The organism is Anaerococcus kampingae (assembly GCF_046365475.1).
GTDB classification, from domain to species: domain Bacteria; phylum Bacillota; class Clostridia; order Tissierellales; family Peptoniphilaceae; genus Anaerococcus; species Anaerococcus kampingae.
Genome location: NZ_JBGMEF010000023.1, coordinates 1 through 20,325, shown reverse-complemented (window position 1 = coordinate 20,325; position 20,325 = coordinate 1). Strand labels below are relative to the sequence as shown.

Annotated in this window: 13 protein-coding genes; 11 read left to right on the top strand and 2 right to left on the bottom strand. The window is 35.9% G+C overall.

Going from position 1 to position 20,325, the window contains the following annotated elements:
- Positions 1-116: 116 nt before the first annotated feature.
- On the top strand, positions 117-1,640 hold the full coding sequence (locus tag ACCQ42_RS06895; RefSeq protein ID WP_410035744.1) for an ATP-binding cassette domain-containing protein: 1,524 nt from the start codon (positions 117-119) through the stop codon (positions 1,638-1,640).
- A gap of 54 nt (positions 1,641-1,694) precedes the next feature.
- Here the strand turns inward: ACCQ42_RS06895 and ACCQ42_RS06890 are convergent, their stop codons facing one another.
- Positions 1,695-2,147 carry a NanQ anomerase/TabA/YiaL family protein gene (locus ACCQ42_RS06890; RefSeq protein WP_410035743.1) on the bottom strand — a complete coding sequence of 151 codons (453 nt, stop codon included), beginning with the start codon at positions 2,145-2,147 and terminating at the stop codon, positions 1,695-1,697.
- A 169-nt stretch (positions 2,148-2,316) separates the two neighbouring features.
- Between ACCQ42_RS06890 and ACCQ42_RS06885 the strand changes: the two genes are divergently transcribed.
- Positions 2,317-2,844, top strand: a complete 528-nt coding sequence (locus ACCQ42_RS06885) for a GNAT family N-acetyltransferase (protein WP_410035742.1) — start codon at positions 2,317-2,319, stop codon at positions 2,842-2,844.
- A gap of 55 nt (positions 2,845-2,899) precedes the next feature.
- Here the strand turns inward: ACCQ42_RS06885 and ACCQ42_RS06880 are convergent, their stop codons facing one another.
- Positions 2,900-3,841, bottom strand: coding sequence for a hypothetical protein (locus ACCQ42_RS06880; RefSeq protein WP_311531070.1), 942 nt, complete (start codon positions 3,839-3,841; stop codon positions 2,900-2,902).
- A 262-nt stretch (positions 3,842-4,103) separates the two neighbouring features.
- Between ACCQ42_RS06880 and ACCQ42_RS06875 the strand changes: the two genes are divergently transcribed.
- The 9 genes from ACCQ42_RS06875 to ACCQ42_RS06835 all read left to right on the top strand — a co-directional run bounded on the left by ACCQ42_RS06875 (position 4,104) and on the right by ACCQ42_RS06835 (position 20,155).
- On the top strand, positions 4,104-6,059 hold the full coding sequence (locus ACCQ42_RS06875) for a peptidoglycan amidohydrolase family protein (RefSeq protein ID WP_410035741.1): 1,956 nt from the start codon (positions 4,104-4,106) through the stop codon (positions 6,057-6,059).
- A gap of 475 nt (positions 6,060-6,534) precedes the next feature.
- Positions 6,535-8,757 (top strand): ABC transporter substrate-binding protein, encoded by a 2,223-nt coding sequence (locus ACCQ42_RS06870; RefSeq protein ID WP_265214402.1) that lies wholly within the window; start codon positions 6,535-6,537, stop codon positions 8,755-8,757.
- A gap of 349 nt (positions 8,758-9,106) precedes the next feature.
- Positions 9,107-11,299: an ABC transporter substrate-binding protein gene (locus tag ACCQ42_RS06865; protein WP_410035740.1), complete on the top strand. Its 2,193-nt coding sequence runs from the start codon at positions 9,107-9,109 to the stop codon at positions 11,297-11,299.
- Positions 11,300-11,742: 443 nt separating this feature from the next.
- Positions 11,743-13,923, top strand: coding sequence for an ABC transporter substrate-binding protein (locus ACCQ42_RS06860; protein WP_410035739.1), 2,181 nt, complete (start codon positions 11,743-11,745; stop codon positions 13,921-13,923).
- A 511-nt stretch (positions 13,924-14,434) separates the two neighbouring features.
- A complete protein-coding gene (locus tag ACCQ42_RS06855; protein WP_106461226.1) occupies positions 14,435-15,397 on the top strand; it encodes an ABC transporter permease in 963 nt (320 codons plus the stop codon).
- A 1-nt stretch (position 15,398) separates the two neighbouring features.
- Positions 15,399-17,354, top strand: a complete 1,956-nt coding sequence (locus tag ACCQ42_RS06850) for an ABC transporter permease subunit (protein ID WP_311531074.1) — start codon at positions 15,399-15,401, stop codon at positions 17,352-17,354.
- Between the two features lie 8 nt (positions 17,355-17,362).
- On the top strand, positions 17,363-18,364 hold the full coding sequence (locus tag ACCQ42_RS06845) for an ABC transporter ATP-binding protein (RefSeq protein WP_106461224.1): 1,002 nt from the start codon (positions 17,363-17,365) through the stop codon (positions 18,362-18,364).
- Positions 18,354-19,970: an oligopeptide/dipeptide ABC transporter ATP-binding protein gene (locus ACCQ42_RS06840; RefSeq protein WP_410035738.1), complete on the top strand. Its 1,617-nt coding sequence runs from the start codon at positions 18,354-18,356 to the stop codon at positions 19,968-19,970. The genes ACCQ42_RS06845 and ACCQ42_RS06840 overlap by 11 nt, the downstream gene beginning before the upstream one ends.
- Positions 19,967-20,155: a hypothetical protein gene (locus tag ACCQ42_RS06835; protein WP_106461222.1), complete on the top strand. Its 189-nt coding sequence runs from the start codon at positions 19,967-19,969 to the stop codon at positions 20,153-20,155. Before ACCQ42_RS06840 ends, ACCQ42_RS06835 begins: the two co-directional genes overlap by 4 nt.
- Positions 20,156-20,325 lie beyond the last annotated feature (170 nt).

The window sequence follows — 20,325 nt, the reverse complement described above, 5'->3', positions numbered from 1 at the left end:
GCCATATTGTGGATAAGATTATTCTTTTTGGAATAGGTCTGTTCACTTGGGACGGACTTTTTTTGTGAAAATTTATAAATATTATTCATAAGTGGCATATCATCCTAGGAGGATATATGTTGCAGATTAAAAATTTAGGAATTAACTTAATTAAGGATGACAGAGACTTGTTAAAGGATTTTGATTTTGCCCTAAATCAGGGAGACAAGGTCGGCCTTATTGGCGAAGAGGGAAATGGCAAGTCAATTCTCTTAAAGACAATAATTGATAGGAAAAGTGTTGAGAATTACGCTCAAATAAGTGGAGAAATATACAAAAAAGAAGAAATTATTGGATATCTTCCCCAAAGTCTTGATGAGAATTTTTTAGAAATGACAGTAGAGACCTATATGAATAAAGTGCTTGATATGAGCCTATTAGATTATAATAAGCTTTATAAGTATTTGGATCAATTTGGTCTTGATGAAGACCTTGTTTTTGGCAAATTAAAACTAGGGAATCTTTCAGGTGGGGAGAGAATAAAAGCCCTGCTTTTGTTTGAACTTTTAAAAGAGCCGACTGTCTTTTTATTTGACGAACCGACCAATGATTTAGATTACAGATCGGCAAGCTTTATCACAAAGCTTATGGCTGAGATGAAAATCCCCTTAATTTTTGTATCCCACGATCCAGAGCTTTTAAGAAAAGTCGCCAATAGGATTGTTCATTTGGAACAAGTTCATAGGAGGCAAGTCCCTAGATTTACGGTTTTTAATGGATCTTATGATAGGTATGTGAAAGAGCGAGAAAATCAAATTAGGATTCAAAATGCCAGGGCAAATAAGGAAAGGGAAGAATTTACTAAGAAGGCAGAAAGGTACAGAAAAGTCTATGATTCTGTAAACTATGCTATAAATGCTACGAAAAATGATATAGAAGGCAAAAATCTAAAGGATAAGATGGCCAGTGTAAAATCGCTTGGAAAAAGGCTTGATAAGGAAAAAGAAAATTTAACCCAAAGACCTGATTTTGAAGATTCGATAGGAATATTTTTTGATGATAGCATCGATATTCCCAATTCAAAAGTGGTTTTGGATGTTAACTTGGATGAGCTTTTGGCGGGAGAAAAAATATTATCTAAAAATATTGAGCTGAAAGTAGTAGGACCTGAAAAAATATGCATAATTGGGAAAAATGGTGCAGGAAAAACTACTCTTTTGAAGGAGATTTATAAGTGTCTCGAAAAAACAAATCTTAAAATAGGATATATGCCTCAAGATTATTTTGAATACCTTAAAGATTCGGAAACTCCCATCTCCTACCTTGCAAAACAAGATAGTAAGGATGAGAAAACCAGGGTTTCAAATCTCCTAGGCAGTTTAAATTTTTCTAGAGAAGAGATGGAAAGAAGCCTCAAAAGCCTATCAGGCGGCCAAAAAGCCAAGGTTTTTTTTGCTAAGATGAATATGGATAGGGCAGAGGTTTTGCTTTTAGATGAACCAACTAGAAACTTATCCCCAACTTCCCAACCAGAAATCATAGAAAGTCTTAAATCTTACAAAGGAGCTATAATTGCTGTATCTCACGATAGGGACTTCATAAGGGAGGTCTTTGATAGGGTATATGAGTTAGATTCTAAGGGACTTATGCAAATAAATTAATAAAAAAAGGTGGTAAATAAATAGAAATTTTTTCTAAATCTTACCACCTTTTTATTAGTCCTTGATTTTAAATACGATTTTTTTAACCTCTACACTTTTTTCTAGGGTGCAACCTGGTTTGTGGAATTCGCCAGGGAAAAATATAGCGAAGTCTCCCTCATTAAGGATGAGTTTTGAGAAGTTTGCTATATCATTTGTTAAAAAGAAATCCCCGTCCTTATCCATTTCATAAGTCTTACCATAAGAATCTTCTGTGGCAAAGTCTATTCTTTCAGAAGATGTCACTAGGTATTGGAGGTCTATATAGTCTTTGTGGACTTCAAAATCTTTTTTACTCGATTCAAGTGGCTCATAGGTCTGAAGAGAAGCAAAAAGATTATTATTTATATCAATTCTTCCAGTTTTAAAATCATTTTTGTCAAAATTTTTCAAGAAAGTTATTATATTTTTTATCTGATCGTGGACTTTTTCGTATTTTTCTAAGTTTTTTATATTATCAAGTATCATAAATCCCCCTTTTTAGTAAATATACGCTGCAAGGGTTTAGAAACAAGGGGCTTGGCGAGTGAAAATACTTTCTAAAATTAGACTAGTATTTCAGGGGTTAAAAAGCTATTGACAAAAGCATGGACCTATGAGGTATTATATTACTATATAGAATCTGGAGAGTATTTTGATGGCAGAGTATAGATTTAAGACGGGCAGGTTAATTATTCGTGACATGACTTTAGAAGATTTAGACCAAGTTGCAAAGATTTGGGGAAATATTGAAGTTGGAAAATACCTAGCTGATCCCTATTATAAGGATGGTGAGGATCTTAGAAGTTGTTTTGGAAGTTGTATTTTTGATAATAGCTCTTATTGGGATGATGATTTTTATTTTGTTTTGCTAGATAAAATAAATAATCAAATAATCGGCACTGCTTGTACATGGATAATTGATGGTGATATATGGGGTATTGGTTATACTCTTAAAAAAGAATCTTGGGGCAAGGGTCTTGCGACAGAGTTGATTTCAGCTTTGGAAAAATTTATCAAGTCCAAGGGTGGAAAATTTGTATCAGCAGATGTGGCTAAAGAAAATATTGGATCTTTAAAAGCTTGCTATAATAATGGATTCAAAAATTATAGGCAGATGACTTTTAAAAAAGCTGGTACAGATATTATTTACCATGCCTTAGAACTTAGAAAGATGATTGGTTAGATTTTAATAGGAAGAGTAAAAGACGAGGATTTCCCCGTCTTTAGCTTTGTAAATATTAATTTTTACCTGTATACATTGTGGATGCGCCTGGATATAATTTTCCTAGTTCGTCAAATACTAGTCCTATATCGCCAAAGCCAGTTTCTTCTAGGCGTTTTTGGGCCCTGGTGTAGGCTAGGTCTATGTCCTTGTTTGGTATCTTATCTACTATTTTCTTGTCAAATTCGTAGTGATTTACAAGGGCTTCTTTTAGAGCTTGGTAGTCTTTGTCGCTTGAGCCGAATTTGAGTAGGTTTTCGTAGTCTTCTGGATTTGCTGCACCATCTTCTTTTGAGGTGGATTTTTTGTCATTCTTTGAGTTTCCTTGATCTTCTCCAGAAAGGATCTCATAGGCCATTTTTACATAGTCTTCATAGTAGGCTAATGGGTCTTTTTCGTAAGCCTCGTGGAAGGCATCTTCCATTTCCTTGTCGGTGTAGGACCATACTTCATTGTAGTCTTCACCATTTTCTACCATGGTATTTCTTTCGTATTCAAATTTATTGCCTATGGTGTCATCTTGGCTTGCCTGCCAATTATATTTGCTTTCTACTGAATCTAGTGGAAATTTGAGGGATTTTTCTGGATTTTCATTTGCAAGCTCTTGGAAGAAGAAGTCTTTTACATCCCAATATCCAGTATCTTTGCTTTCCTCTTCTGCCTTTTCGTAAAGCTTAATAAGCTCATCGTCATCTAATTTTCTTACAAAGGCTGGGTCAAATTCTCCTATATCTGTTAGAAGCTTCTTTAGGTTCTTGCCGGTTATTTCAAATTTAGAATCGCTAGACTTTTCGTCAGTTTTTTCTTCATTTGCTTTTTCTTTTTCTAGATCAACCTTTTTATCTAGGGCCTTGGCAATAGTTTCTTCAGATACTTTTGAAGAAGGGCTATCTGCCTTGTTACAGCCTGTAACTAAAAATGTTAGGGCAAGGGCTAGGATTAAAGTTTTATTTTTCATGCTTATCCTCTCTTTATTTCAATTTTTTGATAATATGTGATAGGTTTTTCTTATACAATCATACCATTTTTAAAGTTGTTTTAAAAGATAAGCCCCTTCTTCTTTATCGTTCTTATGTATTTTAGAAAAAAAATCACCAATTTTAACAAATTTGTAACCTTTTTGTTGCAATTTTTTCCGCTTTGTTATATAATAGGAATAGAATTTGAGTAAAAGACTATATTTTTGTAAATTATTTGTAACAAAAAGTGAGGTAAAGACAATGAAAAAAATCAATAAAACTGTCCTACTCGCCTCATCATTTCTTATTTCGCAAGCTTTCTTATTGACTGATAAAACTTACGCTAGCGAAGAGTTTAAAAATGATTATAAGCTAGATTTAAAGGAGAGTATTGACAGTTCTGATAATAGTGAACTTATTACAAGTGAAAATTTCACGAAAGTTCAAACAAATACAGACCAGGCAGCAGAAAACCAAGATGCAAAGCCAGCAGAGTCTGAAATAGATACTAAAATTGAGCCAGTGGCAAACAAGCCAGAAGAGGCTTCTATTTCTGATGGAGAAATCTCTCTGGAAAATAAACAATTAGTCGATGATAAGGCAAGTCAAGCTCCTTCTGTAGATGAAAATCAACAAGCAGATCAAAGCTCTGATGACTTAGATCAAATTTTTGGACAAAGCCCTAAGAAGCTTGCTAATGTAATTTATTATGATAATTCAGATTTAAGCATACCTGAAGTAAACAAGAGCGAAGTTAGCAATGAAGCTACAAATACTATTCATAATAGCCAAACTCAAATAGAAGAAAAGAAATATTATGCACCAAGCACAAGTGGTTATTTTGTCAAAAATAAGGGCAAGATAAACTACTTTAGAAATAATAAACTAGTTAAAAATGAATCTATCAAAGTAAAAGATAGGATCTATAGGGCAGATAAAACTGGGTCCCTATCAAATCCTAGAAATTCATGGCTAAATGTAGGCAAAAGCATCTACTACAATGGCAAGGATGGCTCTATAACAAAGGGAATAACTCAAATCAAAGATCAAAAATACTATTTTGATAATGATGGAGTCCTACAAAGAAATCAAAAGCTAGTAACCCAAAATACTTATTATGAAGTAAATAGGCTTGGCCAAATGAAGACAGCCCCTAACAAATGGGTTAATATCAGCGGTGCGATATATCGTACCCAAAATGATGGCTCTCTAGCTAGAGGAATCACCAAAATTGGAAATGCCGACTACATGTTTGACAATAGCGGTAAGCTTCAAACCAATAAAAAACTAATCCTAAATGACAAATACTACACAGTAAATGCAACAGGACTAGTAACAAATCCAAAGAACGAATGGCTAGCCATAGATGGTCTAACATATAGAACAGACAAAGATGGTAAGATTGTAAAAAATGTTCAAGAGATAAATAATAACACCTATGTATTCGATCATAAAACCGGAGTAATGATTACAGGAAAAACTGCCCTAGCAAATGGTAAATTCTTTGAAATTGACAATCGCGGAGTAGCAACAAATCCAAAAGATGCATGGGTAACACACGAAGGTAAAACCTTCCATACCAATGCAAATGGCTATATCCAAAAGGGTATCTGGGATATAGAAGGCAAGACCTATTGCTTTGATGATAATGGTCTAGTTAGAAATTCTAAATACCTACAAAATGGATTAGAGTATAGCACAGATGATAAAGGTCTTGCAAGAAGAACAGGCTTTGAAGTAAAAGGCGATAGAAATATCGACACAGTCATGGACTGGATGTTCCAAGCAAAAAACAAAAATATGACCTATAATATGGGTGCTGGAAGAAATACAGAAACACAAGCAGACTGCTCATCAGCTGTATACAGAGCCCTAATCTACGGAGGTTTCCTAAAATCTGATGCCTACGTAGGAAATACTGAAACCCTATTTGCCATGGGTGCAAAGGGCGAAGTAATGTATGAAATAAAAGAAAATGAAATCGACTACGGTGATATATTCGTAGCAGGTAATCCAGGTCAATCCCTAGGAGCAGGTGGTCATACAGGCTTCATCTTAAACAAACAAAATGACTCCATAATCCATATGAATTACTCAGACAACGGAGTGAGAGTAACACCTAGAAAAGGAAGAATGGGAGATGCTTCAGGCAGACCTGTAAAATACTACAGACTTGTTGGAGCCAAATCAAGCAGAATATTCGTAGATAAAAAATAATATTAAAGACTAGTCCTTAGGGGCTAGTTTTTTATTAGTGAAAAAATTTTTGATTAACTTTCAATTGATGAAAATAAAATCCCCCTTTTATTGAATTTATTTTATCTTTAAAAAACTTTTGTAGAACTTAAATCTATATTCATAGAGCAGGTTGACTATTTGACTTTAATCTGCTCTATTTTTTTATAAAATTTTTAAAAAAAATCATGAATATTATCCAGATTTAAGAATGAAATAATAAACCCAAGCTTATAGAAGATTTTATAAATCTTGGGCTAAAAATAAAGATTTAGCTTGATAACACCCACAAGTAAATGTAAAAACTTGCATTATTAATTGCAAAGACCTTGAAAATTTAGAGTGAAATTGCATTATTATTCCTTAATGTAAAAATAAATTCAAAACACTACTTGACAAAACTATATTATCAGGATAAAATACTAAACAAGAAAAGTTATTAAATGGGGGAATAAAAATGAAAATGAAAAAAATATTCTCGACCATGATGGCCCTTGGCCTTGCAGCAACCCTTGCTGCCTGTGGTGGAGATGACGCTAAAAAAGACGACGCTGCTGATAAGAAAGATGATCAAGCAGTAGATCAAGCAGCAGATAAAAAAGACGACAAAGATGCTAAAGATGCTGATGAAAATGCTCTTTCTGATGATGAAAAAGCAGAACTAGATAACTTCGACAAACAAACAGCAGATGACACATTAGTAGTAGGTACATCTGAGATGAGCGGGGACTTCTACGGTTCTTGGTCAAATAACTCTTACGATGTTAAGGTTAGACGCTACATAGGTACAGAAGGTAATAATGCTTACCTAACAATGGTACAAGATGAAGGCGGCCAGTGGAAAGCCAATATGACTATTCTTGAAAAAGAACCAGAGACAGTTAAAAATGAAGATGGATCTGAAACAACAACTTTCACAATCAAAAAAGACTTGAAGTGGTCTGATGGACAACCTATAACAGCAGATAACTATCTTTTCGATATGTTATTCCACGCTTATCCTTCTTATCAATTGGTAACAGGAGCCTTTACTATAGGTGCAGACTCTGTAAAGGGTTATGAGGCTTATAAGGGTGGAGATGATGACAAGTTTGAAGGTCTTGAAAAAGTTGATGATTATACATTTAAGGTTACAACTGATGCTTCATACCTACCATATTATGAATCAGCCTTCCTAAAACAAGTGTCACCTTTCCCAATTCACGCTATAGCTGATAATATCGAAGTAGCTAAAGAAGGAAACAAGATAGTTGCAAAAGATGGCTATAAGCCAACAGAAGATGAGAAGAAAAAATATATAGAAAACATCGATGCTCAAATAGCTAAGACTAATGAGGACTTCAATGAACAAAATCCAGCACCAAAAGATGATGCAAGTGAAGATGAAAAGAAGGCCTACGAAGAAGCTAAGGCAGAAAATGACAAAAAGGTAGCAGACCTTGAAAGCCGTAAATCAGGTGATATAGACCCAACAAACATGCTAATAGAAGAAGCTATGCAAAAAGAATTCAACGAATATAGGATAAAGCCAACAGTTTCTTGTGGTCCATACAAGTTTGATTCTTATGAAAATAACATGGCAAAATTAAGCCTAAACGAAAACTATGCAGGCAACTTCAAGGGTGAAAAAGCAACCATCCCACATGTAATAGTTCAATATGTAAACAGTAAGATAGCTGTTGACTTACTTGAAAATGGTGACATCGATCTTTGGGAATCAGAAGCTGAAGGTGCTCTAATAGATCAAATGAGAGCTGCAGCTGATGAAGGCAAAATCGGTGGTTACAATACCTTTGAGAGAAATGGTTATGGTAACGTAGTATTCCTAACAGACAGGGGAACTACAAAATATAAGGAAGTAAGACAAGCAATTGCCCACCTAATGGACAGAAACTCATATGTTCAATCATTTGCAGGCGGCTACGGAGTAGTAACAAATGGTATGTACGGTACCAGCCAATGGATGTATAAGGAAAGAGGAGCAGACCTAGAAGCTTCTGATGACTTTAATAAATACACCCTAAACCTAGAAAAAGCAAATGAATTATTAGATAAAACACCATTCAAATTTGAAAAAGATGGTAAGACACCTTGGGATAAGAAAAAAGCAGATGAAGAATATGCTAAAAACCCAGATGGCTTTGATTACTATAGGTATGATGAAAATGGTAAGAAACTTCAAGTAAACCAATACGGTTCTGATGAATCACCAATCACAACCCTAATCTCAAACCAAGTCCCAGTAAATGCTAAGCAAGTTGGTATGGAATATAACGTAACAGCAGGATCCTTTGCAACCCTCCTAGATTACTACTACCATCCAAAAGAAGATGCTGAATATACAGTCTTCAACATGGGCTTAAGCTTTGGTACACCATTTGATCCTTGGTATCAATACAACTCAAAAGGTTCTGATAATATGACAAGGACAAATGATCCAAAGGCAGATGAACTAACAGTTAAGCTACGTCAAACAGACCCAGATGATAAGGAAGGTTATCTAGATACTTGGGAAGAATTTGAAAAATGGTACAACGACTACCTACCAGAAATCCCACTATATTCAAACCAATACCACTCAGGTTACTCTAAGAGGGTAAAAGGCTTTGATATCAACACACCAGTTTGGGAATCTGAATATCAAATCAACGCAATGAGCTTAGATAATAGCAACAAATAGAAAACCCAAATAAAATTAAGTACACAACGAAAGCAAGGATTAATCCTTGCTTTTGTTGTGGGAATTTTCTTGTATAATATTCAATAATATCCTAATTCCTTCAAGGGGATAACATTTCCCAGCCAAGCTTAAGATAAGCTTAAAATAATGCGTTTAGCTAGGTAAAGAACTAACCGGAAATGAAAGAACTTGCAATAATAAATAACAAATTCCTTGAAAACATGACAAAGCAATAGAATAAATATTCACAAAAGCGAAAAGTAAAACGCTAACAAACTTGACAAAATCGGTTTAATAGAATAAAATATTATACTATAAAAAAGTTACTTAATTTTTTAGGGGGAAAACTATGAAAATGAAAAAAGTATTCTCATCACTTATGGCCCTAGGCTTAGCAACAACTCTAGTTGCTTGTGGTGGAGACACAGCAAAAGATGCTGACAAAAAAGCAGAAGATTCAAAAGAATCTACTGACAAAGCTGAAACTCCAGCTGATGGTGAAGAAAAAGCAGCTGATGATAAGGCTGAACTAGACTCATTTGACAAACAAACATCAGATGACACCCTAGTAGTAGGTGCTGTTCAAGAATTCAACGGCGACTTCTTACAAGGTTGGACAAACAACTCAATGGACGTTAAGGCTCGTAGATACATGGGTATCGAAGGTAACAACGGCTATGGAACAGTAGTTCAAGATGAAGCTGGTCAATGGGTAAACAATATGACCGTTCTTAAAGAAGAACCAAAAACAGTTAAAAATGAAGATGGTTCTGAAACAACAACCTACAAGATTAAAGAAGACCTAAAATGGTCAGACGGAACACCAATCAAGGCTGATGATTACCTATTTGGTTCACTTCTACACACCTATCCATCATACCAATTAGTAACAGGCTCAACATCAATCGGTGATGACCCACTAATGGGCTATGAAGCATACAAAAATGGTGACAAAGACACATTTGATGGTCTTAAGAAGATTGATGACTACTCATTTTCTATAACAGTAGATGCATCCTTCCTACCATACTATGAAGAAGCAACTCTTAGAGGATTTGGTCCATATCCAATCCACGCTGTATCTGATAACCTTGCTGTAGCACCAGAAGGAAATAAAATCGTAGCTAAAGATGGTTATAAGCCAACAGAAGAAGATAAGAAAAAATACATCGAAAATATCGACAATCAAATAGCAAAATCTAAAGAAGACTTTGATGAAAACAACCCAGCTCCAAAAGATGATGCAAAAGATGAGGAAAAAGCAGCATATGAAGAAGCTAAAAAGGCTCAAGAAGAAAAGCTAGCAGATCTTGAAAAGAGAAAAACTGGTGAAGTTGATCCAACTTCTATGCTAATAGAAGAAGCTATGCAAAGAGAATACAATGAATACAGAATTAAACCAACTGTAACAGCTGGTCCTTACAAATTCGATGGATTCGAAAATAACATGGTTAAGCTAAGCATCAACGAAAACTATGCTGGTAACTTCAAAGGCGAAAAACCAACCATCCCACACGTAATCCTACAATACGTAAACAAAAACATAGCTATCGACCTACTAATCAATGGCGATATCGATATTTGGGAAGCTGAAGGCGAAGGCCCACTAATAGACCAAATGAGAGCTGCAGCTGATGAAGGTAAAATCGGTGGTTACAACACATTTGAAAGAAATGGTTATGGTAACGTAACATTCCTAACAGATAGAGGAGCTACAAAATACAAAGAAGTTAGACAAGCTATAGCTTCACTAATGGATAGAAACAACTTCGTACAATCATTTGCTGGTGGTTACGGTGTAGTAACAAACGGTATGTATGGTACAAGCCAATGGATGTACAAAGAAAGAGGAGCTGATCTTGAAGCTAACCCAGAATTCAAGAAATATCAACTAAACCTTGATGAAGCAAACAAACTTCTTGATGCAAGTCCATATACATTCGAAGCTGACGGAAAAACTCCATGGGATAAGGCAAAAGCTGATGAAGAATTTGCTAAAAATCCTGACGGATTCGATTACTATAGATACGACAAAGATGGTAAGAAACTTCAAGTAAACCAATACGGTTCTGATGAATCTCCAATCACAACATTAATTTCAAACCAAGTTCCAGTAAATGCTAAACAAGTTGGTATGGAATATAACGTAACAGCTGGTTCATTTGCAACCCTACTTGATTACTACTACTATCCAAAAGAAGATGCAGAATACACAGCATTCAACATGGGTACAGGATTTGGTACACCATTTGATCCATGGTATCAATATAACTCAAAAGGATCAAACAACACAACAAGGACAAACGATCCAAAGGCTGATGAAATCACAGTTAAACTACGTCAAACAGACCCAACAAAGAAGGAAGAATACCTAGACAACTGGGAAGCTTTTGAAATGTGGTACAACGACTATCTACCAGAAATCCCACTTTACTCTAACCAATACCACACAGGTTACACAAAGAGAGTAAAAGGATTTGATATCAACACACCAGTTTGGGAATCTGAATATCAAATCAATGCCATGAGCATCGAAAAATAAGAAAATCATTTAAGGCAGGACTCTTAGGAGTCTTGTCTTTTTATGTGGAGATCTTTATTATTGCAATATAATATTTATTCATAATGAAATTTTCCTTGAAAGAAAAATTATAAATAAAAATTAATTATAGCTTCCAATCTCCACCTTTAAAAGCCATTGATACTGGATAAATATATAATAAAATACATAAGATTTTATTAAAAAATGTAAAACTTTTAAAGATGATTAATAATTATAGGACAAAGATTAACAAGTTTAGGAAAACCTTGACAAAAACATGAAGATATTTTACAATTATTGTATAAAACACATGGTAATGAGGATTTTGCAAGAAAGGTAAGCGGGAAAATAAAATATAATTTTTTAAAAAAATTATATTATCTAATGATATAAAAAACCTTTCCAAAATAAAATCAAAATCCTATTAGTTTTAGGAGGAAAAAATGAAGTTAAAAAAAGTCTTTTCATCAATGATGGCTTTAGGCCTAATGGTAACGATTGCAGCGTGTGGATCTAGTACAGACAGCACAAAAGCTCCGGTAGATGGAGCATCTACAGAAGATACAAATGCTAACGGAGATGGTCTAGAAGCTGGTGATGAAAGTCAAGATATAGGAAATTTTGACAAGCAAACATCTGATGATACTCTAGTAATAGGTGTGGAAGAGATAAATGGAGACTTTGTCGGAGGTTGGACTAACAACAAGACAGATGTCAAGGCTCGTAGGCTAATGGGTATAGAAGGTAACAATGGCTATTCTACTGTAGTTCAAGATGAAGGTGGCAAGTGGATTAATAACATGACAGTTCTTGAAAAAGAGCCAGAAACTGTAAAAAATGATGATGGATCAGAAACAACCACCTACACCATCAAAAAAGACCTAAAATTTTCTGATGGCACACCAATTACAAGTGCTAACTATATCTTTGGTTCCCTACTCACATCCCACCCAGAATACCAAGTTGTAACAGGCTCAACAAATGTAGGTTCAGATTCTGTAGCAGGATATAAGGATTATTTTGCAGGCAAAAACCCAGAATTTACAGGTTTTGAAATAGTAGATGACTACACCTTCAAGGCAACAGTAGATGCAGAATACCTTCCATACTTTGAAGAAGCAGCCCTAAGAGGCTTTGGTCCATTCCCAATATCAGCCATCACAGAAAATCTAGAAGTTTCCAAAGATGGCAAAAAGCTTGTAGCCAAGGAAGGCTACCAAGTAACAGATGAGGATAAGAAAAGATATTATAAAAACCTTGATACATCAATAGCCAAGGCTAAGGAAGACTTTGAGGAAAATTGGTCCTTCATAGAAACGGAAAAAGATGTAACAGAAGAAGAAAAGAAAGAATATGAAGAAGCCAAGGTAGAACTAGACAAGAATATAGCAGAGCTTGAAGCTAGAAAAGGTGGCGATGTAGACCCTACAGAGCTATTAATAGAAGATGCAATGCTAAGATATGCCAACGAATACAGGATAAAACCAAATGTAACAGAAGGACCTTATAAATTTGAATCTTTTGAAAACAACATGGTTAAGTTAAGCCTAAATGAAAACTATGCTGGCAACTTCAAAGGCGATAAGGCCACAATCAAAAATATAATCCTTCAAACAGTCAACAAGAAAATAGCAGTAGACCTCCTAGAAAATGGTGATATCGATATTTGGGAATCTGAAGCAGACGGAGCAAAAATTGACCAGATGAGATCAGCAGCTGAAGCAGGGAAAATAGGTGGTTACAATACCTTTGAAAGAAATGGTTACGGAAATGTGACCTTCCTAACAGATAGGGGATCTACAAAATATAAAGAAGTAAGACAAGCTATAGCCCACTTAATGGACAGAAATAACTTCGTTCAATCCTACGCTGGCGGCTACGGAGTAGTAACAAATGGTATGTATGGTACCAGCCAATGGATGTATAAGGAAAGAGGAGCAGACCTTGAACTAAATCCAGAATTTAAGAAATACCAACTAAACCTAGAAGAGGCTAACAGTCTACTTGATAAGACCCCATACAAGTTTGAAGCAGATGGTAAAACTCCTTGGGATAAGGCAAAGGCAGATGAAGAATTTGCTAAAAATGCAGATGGTTTTGATTACTATAGGTACGATGAAAATGGCAAAAAACTTCAAGTCAACCAATATGGTTCAGATGATTCGCCAATCACAACCCTCATATCTAATCAAGTTCCAGTAAATGCTAAGCAAGTAGGAATGGAATATAACGTAACAAGTGGGTCATTTGCAACCCTACTTGAATACTACAACTTCCCAAAAGAAGATGCAGAATACACAGCCTTCAACATGGGAACAGACTTTGGTACACCATTTGACCCTTACTACCAATACAACAGCCAAGGCTTTGACAATAGGACAAAAACAAATGACCCTCTAGCAGATGAGCTAACAGTCAAACTTCGCCAAACAAAACCAGGCGATAACGAAGCCTACCTAGATACTTGGGAGAAATTTGAGATGTGGTATAACGACTACCTACCAGAAATTCCACTATACTCTAACCAATACCATACAGGCTATTCAACAAGGGTTAAGGGCTTTGATATCAATACTCCAATTTGGGAATCTGAATATCAGATCAATGCCATGACCCTAGAATAAAATAAAGTCCACCTAGGATGAAAAAAAGTGAAGAAAATATCTAATTATACATTGTAAAATTTTCTTAATAAAGGATTGGAATTTAGCTTATATTTTATGGAGAAACCATGAATATTAAGTTTATATTTCAATCCTAAGCTTTTATAATGCTATATACAAGATACTAAAACACTAAGTTTACTCCTAGGTGGACCTTTTAATATAGGCAATGAATTAAGATAAAGAATGTTGAAAAATTACTCATTAGGAAGTATGATTATCAATATTTACAAAACTTTATAAATATACATAAAAAGTCAATTGTTAACAAGCATACAATTTTTTGGAAGAATTTTTATTAATCAGTCCAAGGGATTGTAGGAAAATTAAGGTTGACAAAAATGGCTAAATATATTAAACTTGTATGTATAAATTATAATGGTCTAGGACTATGCCCAAAATTCATTTTACTAATATATTAAAGTAATAATACATAGGCAGCAGAAACTAGGCGAGAATAGGAAGGAAACTTATGTTACGTTATATAGTTAAGAGAATATTAAACTTAATACCAGTAGCTCTTATTATATCTATCATGCTTTTTGCCTTTTCAAAGGCCATGCCAGGTGACCCAATCCAGGCGATGATACCTACTACAGGTAGGATTACTAAGGCACAAAAAGAAGAAATGTATAAGAACTTACAAGCAAGATATGGATATGATAAGCCACTACCAGAACAATATGTCAGATGGTTAGGCAGAACCCTTAAGGGAGACTTTGGTGAATCTACCAGAGTTAGAAGACCTGTTAAGGAATACTTGTCTGAACCACTTAAAAATACAGTTTATTTAAATATTGGTTCTACAATAATTTCCTTTGTGCTTTCGGTGCTCATAGGAATTAGGTCGGCGACCAGGAAGGGAGGAGTCTTTGATAAGACGAGTCAGACCCTAACCCTAGTTGGTCTCTCAATTCCGACTTTCTTTATAGGTTTGATTATGATATTCTTCTTTGCTTTTAGGCTAAAGATGTTCCCAGCTAATGGTATGCCTAGAGAAAATACCTTCGCTGAATGGCTTAAATATCTAACCCTACCAACCCTTACCCTTACAGTAGGTTCTCTTGCATCTCTTTCTAGATATGTAAGAAACTCAATGCTTGATGCTCTTGACCAAGACTATATAAGAACAGCAAGATCAAAGGGTCTTAAGGAAAAAACAGTTGTATATTCTCACGCCTTTAGAAATGCTCTTATTCCAGTAGTAACAGCTTTGACATGGGCGGTTCTTGGAATGTTCTCAGGTTCTGCTATAACAGAGAGAATCTTCTCTTATAGGGGAATTGGTAATGAGCTTATTTCTGCGGTAATGGCTCAAGATTACAATGTAATCCTTGCCCTATCAATGTTTTATGCTATACTTACACTTTTAGGTAACCTCCTAATGGATATAGCCTATGCCCTAGTAGACCCAAGAGTAAAATTGGAGGCTTAATATGAATAGAAAATTAAATAAACCATTCAAATCTTATTTTAGCTTCCTAAAAGCTTATCTCTTAAGAGGCTTTACCTTTGCAAATGGCATGGATAGCGATTTAAATTCGCAAAATTCAGAAAATGAAGGTCCAAAAAGTGACCTTAATGCTAACCTTGAGGGCGGCCCAAAACAGAGCCCTGAAAATGATAAGCTAAAAGAAGAAGCTATCATGAGCCCTGGCAAGGTAGCAGTTAGAAACTACTTTAGAAATCCACTTGGTGTTATAGGACTTGCTATGTTTATAGCTATAGTTCTTGTAATCTTTGTCGGATCAAAAATGCTTCCTTTTGACCAATACTATTCTCAAGGTAACCTTACAAACGTATCACCAGGAGCAGGTTATATGAATTATCCTAGTGAAATGGAAAAGGAAGGTGTGGCTAAAATTTCTATAGGTAACACATTTGCAGTAGGCCTTACAGAAGAAAATAACCTTTATGTTTGGGGTTCAAATAACGAAGATAATGTATTAACTATTCCAGATAATATAAAGGATAAGATTAAACAAGGTAATATAAAAGATGTGGCAGCAGGTGATAGACACATCCTAGTTGCTACAAATGATAATGAAATATATGGTTGGGGTAACAAGACCTTTGACCAAACAAAAACACCTCCAATGCAAGAAGCTCAAATCAAAGAAGAGGGTATTGCAAAAATTGGCGGTGGTAGTCAATATTCAGTAGTTCTTACAAATAAGAACAACCTTATAGTATGGGGTTCAACCCTTGCATCAAGACTGGATATGATTCCTTCAAAGATTCAAGGTCAAATAGTCGACTTTGATACAAACACAATCAACGTAATAGTAGTTAAAAAAGATGGCTCAATCGACCTTTTAGGTGTAAGAGGAGCTGAAAATGATACAGCTATGCCTGCTGAGCTAAGAGATGGTAAGGTAAAGGTCAAAAAAGCCGTTCTTACAGCCAACTCTGCAGCAGCCCTTACAGAAGATGGCAAGCTTTTTGTTTGGGGTCCATCAAGAGATAAATTATCTGGAGACAATGTTCCAAAATTTGATGGAAAACTTGTAGACATTCAAGCAAGTGATTCAGTTCTAACAGCCCTAGATGAAAATGGAAAAATCTACCAATGGGGTATAGAAAACTACGGAGAGCTTAAGACTCCAGACGGCAAATTTAAGCAAGTATTTGCAAACTACTTCAACAATTATGCAGTAGATGAAAATGGAAAAATCGATACTTGGGGACTAAATGGTTTTAGATTTGGTTCAGATGACCAAGGACGTGATATATTTACAAGACTAATCCACGGTGGAAAGATGACCATGATTATCTCACTTATTTCATCAATCATCCAAATCGGACTTGGTGTTTTAATAGGTATGGTATCAGGTTTCGTCGGTGGTAGGGTTGATAACGTGCTAATGAGAATTTCAGAGATTGTTGCATCCTTCCCATTCTACCCAATGCTTATTTCCCTATCTGCACTTCTTCCACCAGGAGCAAGCCAAGAACAAAGAATAACCATGGTTATGATTCTTTTAGGTGTCCTAGGTTGGACAGGACTTGCCCGTCTTGTACGTGGACAAATCCTTGCAGAACGTGAAAGAGATTATATTACAGCAGCCAAGGCACTTGGTGTAAAAGACTGGTCAATCATGATCAAACACATTTTACCAAACGTCTTATCAATAGTTATAGTAAATGCGACCATAGGTTATGCGGGCAACCTCCTAACTGAAAGTGGTCTATCATTCTTAGGATTCGGTGTTCAAGAGCCTACACCATCTTGGGGTAACATGCTAACAGCAGCCCAAAGTTCAGATGTACTTAACACTTACTGGTGGAGATGGGTATTCCCAGCCCTAGCAGTATTCTTGACATCCTTCTCAGTTAACCTTATAGGTGATGCCCTAAGAGATGCAATCGACCCAAGAGCAAACGAAAGATAGGTGAAAATATGAGTTTACTAGAAATAAAAAATCTCCATACCTACTTTTCTACAAGACGTGGTCTAATAAAGGCAGTTAACGACGTAAGCTTGTCAGTTGACGCAGGAAAAACCCTAGGACTTGTAGGCGAGTCTGGATCTGGTAAGAGCCAGACAGCTATGAGTATTCTCCAATTATTTGAATCAAACCAAAAGATTTATGGTGGTGAGATATACTTCGATGGAGAAAAAATCTCAGAATACAATACAAGCCAAATGGAGCATATCAGGGGAAATAAGATTTCAATGATCTTCCAAGAGCCAATGAGCTCCCTAAACCCTGTATTTACAGTAGAAAAGCAACTTTCAGAAGTTCTAATGCTCCATAAGGGAATGAATAAAAAACAAGCAGCTGAAAGAGTTGAAGAACTCTTAGCAGCTGTTAAGATACCAAACCCACACGTAGTAACTAAGCAATATCCATTTGAATTATCAGGTGGTATGAACCAAAGGGTAATGATAGCCATGGCCCTTGCTTGTGAACCAAAGCTACTAATAGCAGATGAGCCTACAACAGCGCTTGACGTAACAATTCAAGCCCAAATCTTAAGACTAATGAATGACCTAAAACATAAGGCTGGCACATCAATCCTCTTTATCACCCACGATTTAGGTGTAATCAATCAAATGGCTGATGAAGTAGCAGTAATGTATTGTGGACAAATCGTAGAACAATCACCAGTAGAATTTATCTTCAAACGTGACATAACAGATTTCAACCACCCATACACAGTAGCTCTTCTAAACTCAATCCCATCTATCACATCAGATAGAAACGAGAGATTAGACATCATACCAGGAAGCGTACCTCACCCACTCAACCTACCAGAGGGTTGTAAATTCGCCGATAGGTGTAAATTTGCTACAGAAAGATGTGTAAAAGAGATGCCTGAGCTTAGAAAGGTAAGCGAGAACCAACTAATCAGGTGCCACTACCCAAATAGAAAGGAAAGAGAAGAAGATGGAAAATAAAGACAAGAAGGTCTTATTTAAGATAAGAAACCTCAAAAAATATTTCCCTCTTAAGAAAAAGGGCTTTTTCAACAGAGGTCCAGGCGAATATGTCCACGCCAATGAATCTATATCAATAGATATCTATGAGGGTGAAACACTTGGTCTAGTAGGAGAGTCAGGTTGTGGTAAATCAACCTTCGGTAGGACCCTTCTACAAATATATGAACAAACAGAGGGAACAACTCTATACTACGGCAAAACTCTAGAAGATTTAGCCCCAGAATATATGGGCAAGATGATTTCAAAAATACCATCAAAATTCCCAAATTACCACAAGGAACTAGATGAGTTAAACAAAATCTATGAGGACCTAGAAAAGGCAGAAACAGACGAAGACAGGGCAATGAACAACGAAAAAGCCATGTTCAAACGCCGTGAAATAGAAGAAGAATACCTAAATATGATAAGGATAGCAGGAGGACTTCTTGCATCAGATGATCTAAACAAGGTAGCAAGCCTGCTAAATGAGGAATATCAAATCCTAAAAGAAAGAGCCAAAGTTTTTACAGCCATCGAAGAATTTGAACAAAAATCTCAAATGATGGTAAGGACTTGGGAAGAGTACGACAAGATCTTGGCAGAAGATCCAAAGTATAAAGAATTAACAAACAAGCTTGATGAAATCTCAAAGAGAGTCCAAGAAAAAAGAGATGAAATCGAAGTTTACAGACAAAGCCTAAAAGATAAAGATAAATTTAATGAGCTAGAAAGTCAAATAGATCATGGTATAGACTTATCAGAGCTAACAAAAGAAGAGATGAGACAGCTCCGTAAAGACCTACAAATGATCTTCCAAGACCCATACGGATCCCTTGATACAAAGATGACAGTAGGGAACATCATCGGTGAAGGCGTTCTAGGCCACGAATTATTCAAATCTAGAAATGAAAAAGGCTACAACGAGTATATTCAAGAAACAATGGAAAAATGCGGTCTAGCCCCATACTTCCTTCACAGATACCCACACCAATTCTCAGGTGGACAAAGACAAAGAATAGGTATAGCCAGAGCCCTTGCCCTAAAACCAAGCTTCATAGTTTGTGATGAGGCAGTATCAGCTCTAGACGTATCTATCCAGTCACAAATCATCAACCTTCTTCAAGACCTAAAAGAAGAAAACAACCTAACCTACCTATTCATCACCCACGACCTATCAGTAGTAAAATACATCTCTGACAGGATAGGGGTAATGTATTTAGGAGTAATGGTAGAGCTTGCAGATTCAGAAAAAATCTTCGCAAACCCACTTCACCCATACACAAAAGCCCTACTACAAGCCATACCAAGGACAGACGTAGAGCAAGGTCAAGAACTAGCAGTAATAGAGGGAGATATACCTTCAGCAGTAAGACCACCAAAGGGATGTAGGTTCCATACAAGGTGCGAATACGCCATGGATATCTGCTCAAACTTCGAGCCAGAGCTAAAAGATAATGGCGACGGCCACTTTATAGCCTGCCACCTAATGGATGTATCAGAAGAAGAAAAACAAAGAGCTTATGAGAAAAACATGGCCAAGAGAGCCAAAGAAGCCGAAGAATTAGAAGAAATATCTGCCATATGAAAAGACCAATAGACAGATTTAAAGGCAAGTCCAGGGAGGAAATCGAAGCAAAAGAAGACCTCCTAGATAGGGACAACCTAGAAAGAGGAGACAAGCTAGCAATGTTTCTAGCAGCCATGAGGGTCTTCATGCCCTTCGTCCTCCTACTTCTAGCGCCAATATTTTTATTAGCATACTTTATGTGAAAACCAGGATTTTATAAATTCTGGTTTTTTTATTCCAGAAAACTATTGGAGGCTTATTATCCAAGAGTCTTTTATTTTAGTGATACAATATCATATGGTATTTTTCTTCGTACCTTAATCTCATAATGAATAATATTTATATACTATTGAATCTTCGTAATAAGGGGAGG

What these genes read in the sequence shown, in the direction of transcription:
- ACCQ42_RS06895 (WP_410035744.1), top strand. Translation starts at nt 117, where the DNA reads ATGTTGCAGATTAAAAATTTAGGAATTAACTTAATTAAGGATGACAGA.
- ACCQ42_RS06890 (WP_410035743.1), bottom strand. Translation starts at nt 2,147, where the DNA reads ATGATACTTGATAATATAAAAAACTTAGAAAAATACGAAAAAGTCCAC.
- ACCQ42_RS06885 (WP_410035742.1), top strand. Translation starts at nt 2,317, where the DNA reads ATGGCAGAGTATAGATTTAAGACGGGCAGGTTAATTATTCGTGACATG.
- ACCQ42_RS06880 (WP_311531070.1), bottom strand. Translation starts at nt 3,841, where the DNA reads ATGAAAAATAAAACTTTAATCCTAGCCCTTGCCCTAACATTTTTAGTT.
- ACCQ42_RS06875 (WP_410035741.1), top strand. Translation starts at nt 4,104, where the DNA reads ATGAAAAAAATCAATAAAACTGTCCTACTCGCCTCATCATTTCTTATT.
- ACCQ42_RS06870 (WP_265214402.1), top strand. Translation starts at nt 6,535, where the DNA reads ATGAAAATGAAAAAAATATTCTCGACCATGATGGCCCTTGGCCTTGCA.
- ACCQ42_RS06865 (WP_410035740.1), top strand. Translation starts at nt 9,107, where the DNA reads ATGAAAATGAAAAAAGTATTCTCATCACTTATGGCCCTAGGCTTAGCA.
- ACCQ42_RS06860 (WP_410035739.1), top strand. Translation starts at nt 11,743, where the DNA reads ATGAAGTTAAAAAAAGTCTTTTCATCAATGATGGCTTTAGGCCTAATG.
- ACCQ42_RS06855 (WP_106461226.1), top strand. Translation starts at nt 14,435, where the DNA reads ATGTTACGTTATATAGTTAAGAGAATATTAAACTTAATACCAGTAGCT.
- ACCQ42_RS06850 (WP_311531074.1), top strand. Translation starts at nt 15,399, where the DNA reads ATGAATAGAAAATTAAATAAACCATTCAAATCTTATTTTAGCTTCCTA.
- ACCQ42_RS06845 (WP_106461224.1), top strand. Translation starts at nt 17,363, where the DNA reads ATGAGTTTACTAGAAATAAAAAATCTCCATACCTACTTTTCTACAAGA.
- ACCQ42_RS06840 (WP_410035738.1), top strand. Translation starts at nt 18,354, where the DNA reads ATGGAAAATAAAGACAAGAAGGTCTTATTTAAGATAAGAAACCTCAAA.
- ACCQ42_RS06835 (WP_106461222.1), top strand. Translation starts at nt 19,967, where the DNA reads ATGAAAAGACCAATAGACAGATTTAAAGGCAAGTCCAGGGAGGAAATC.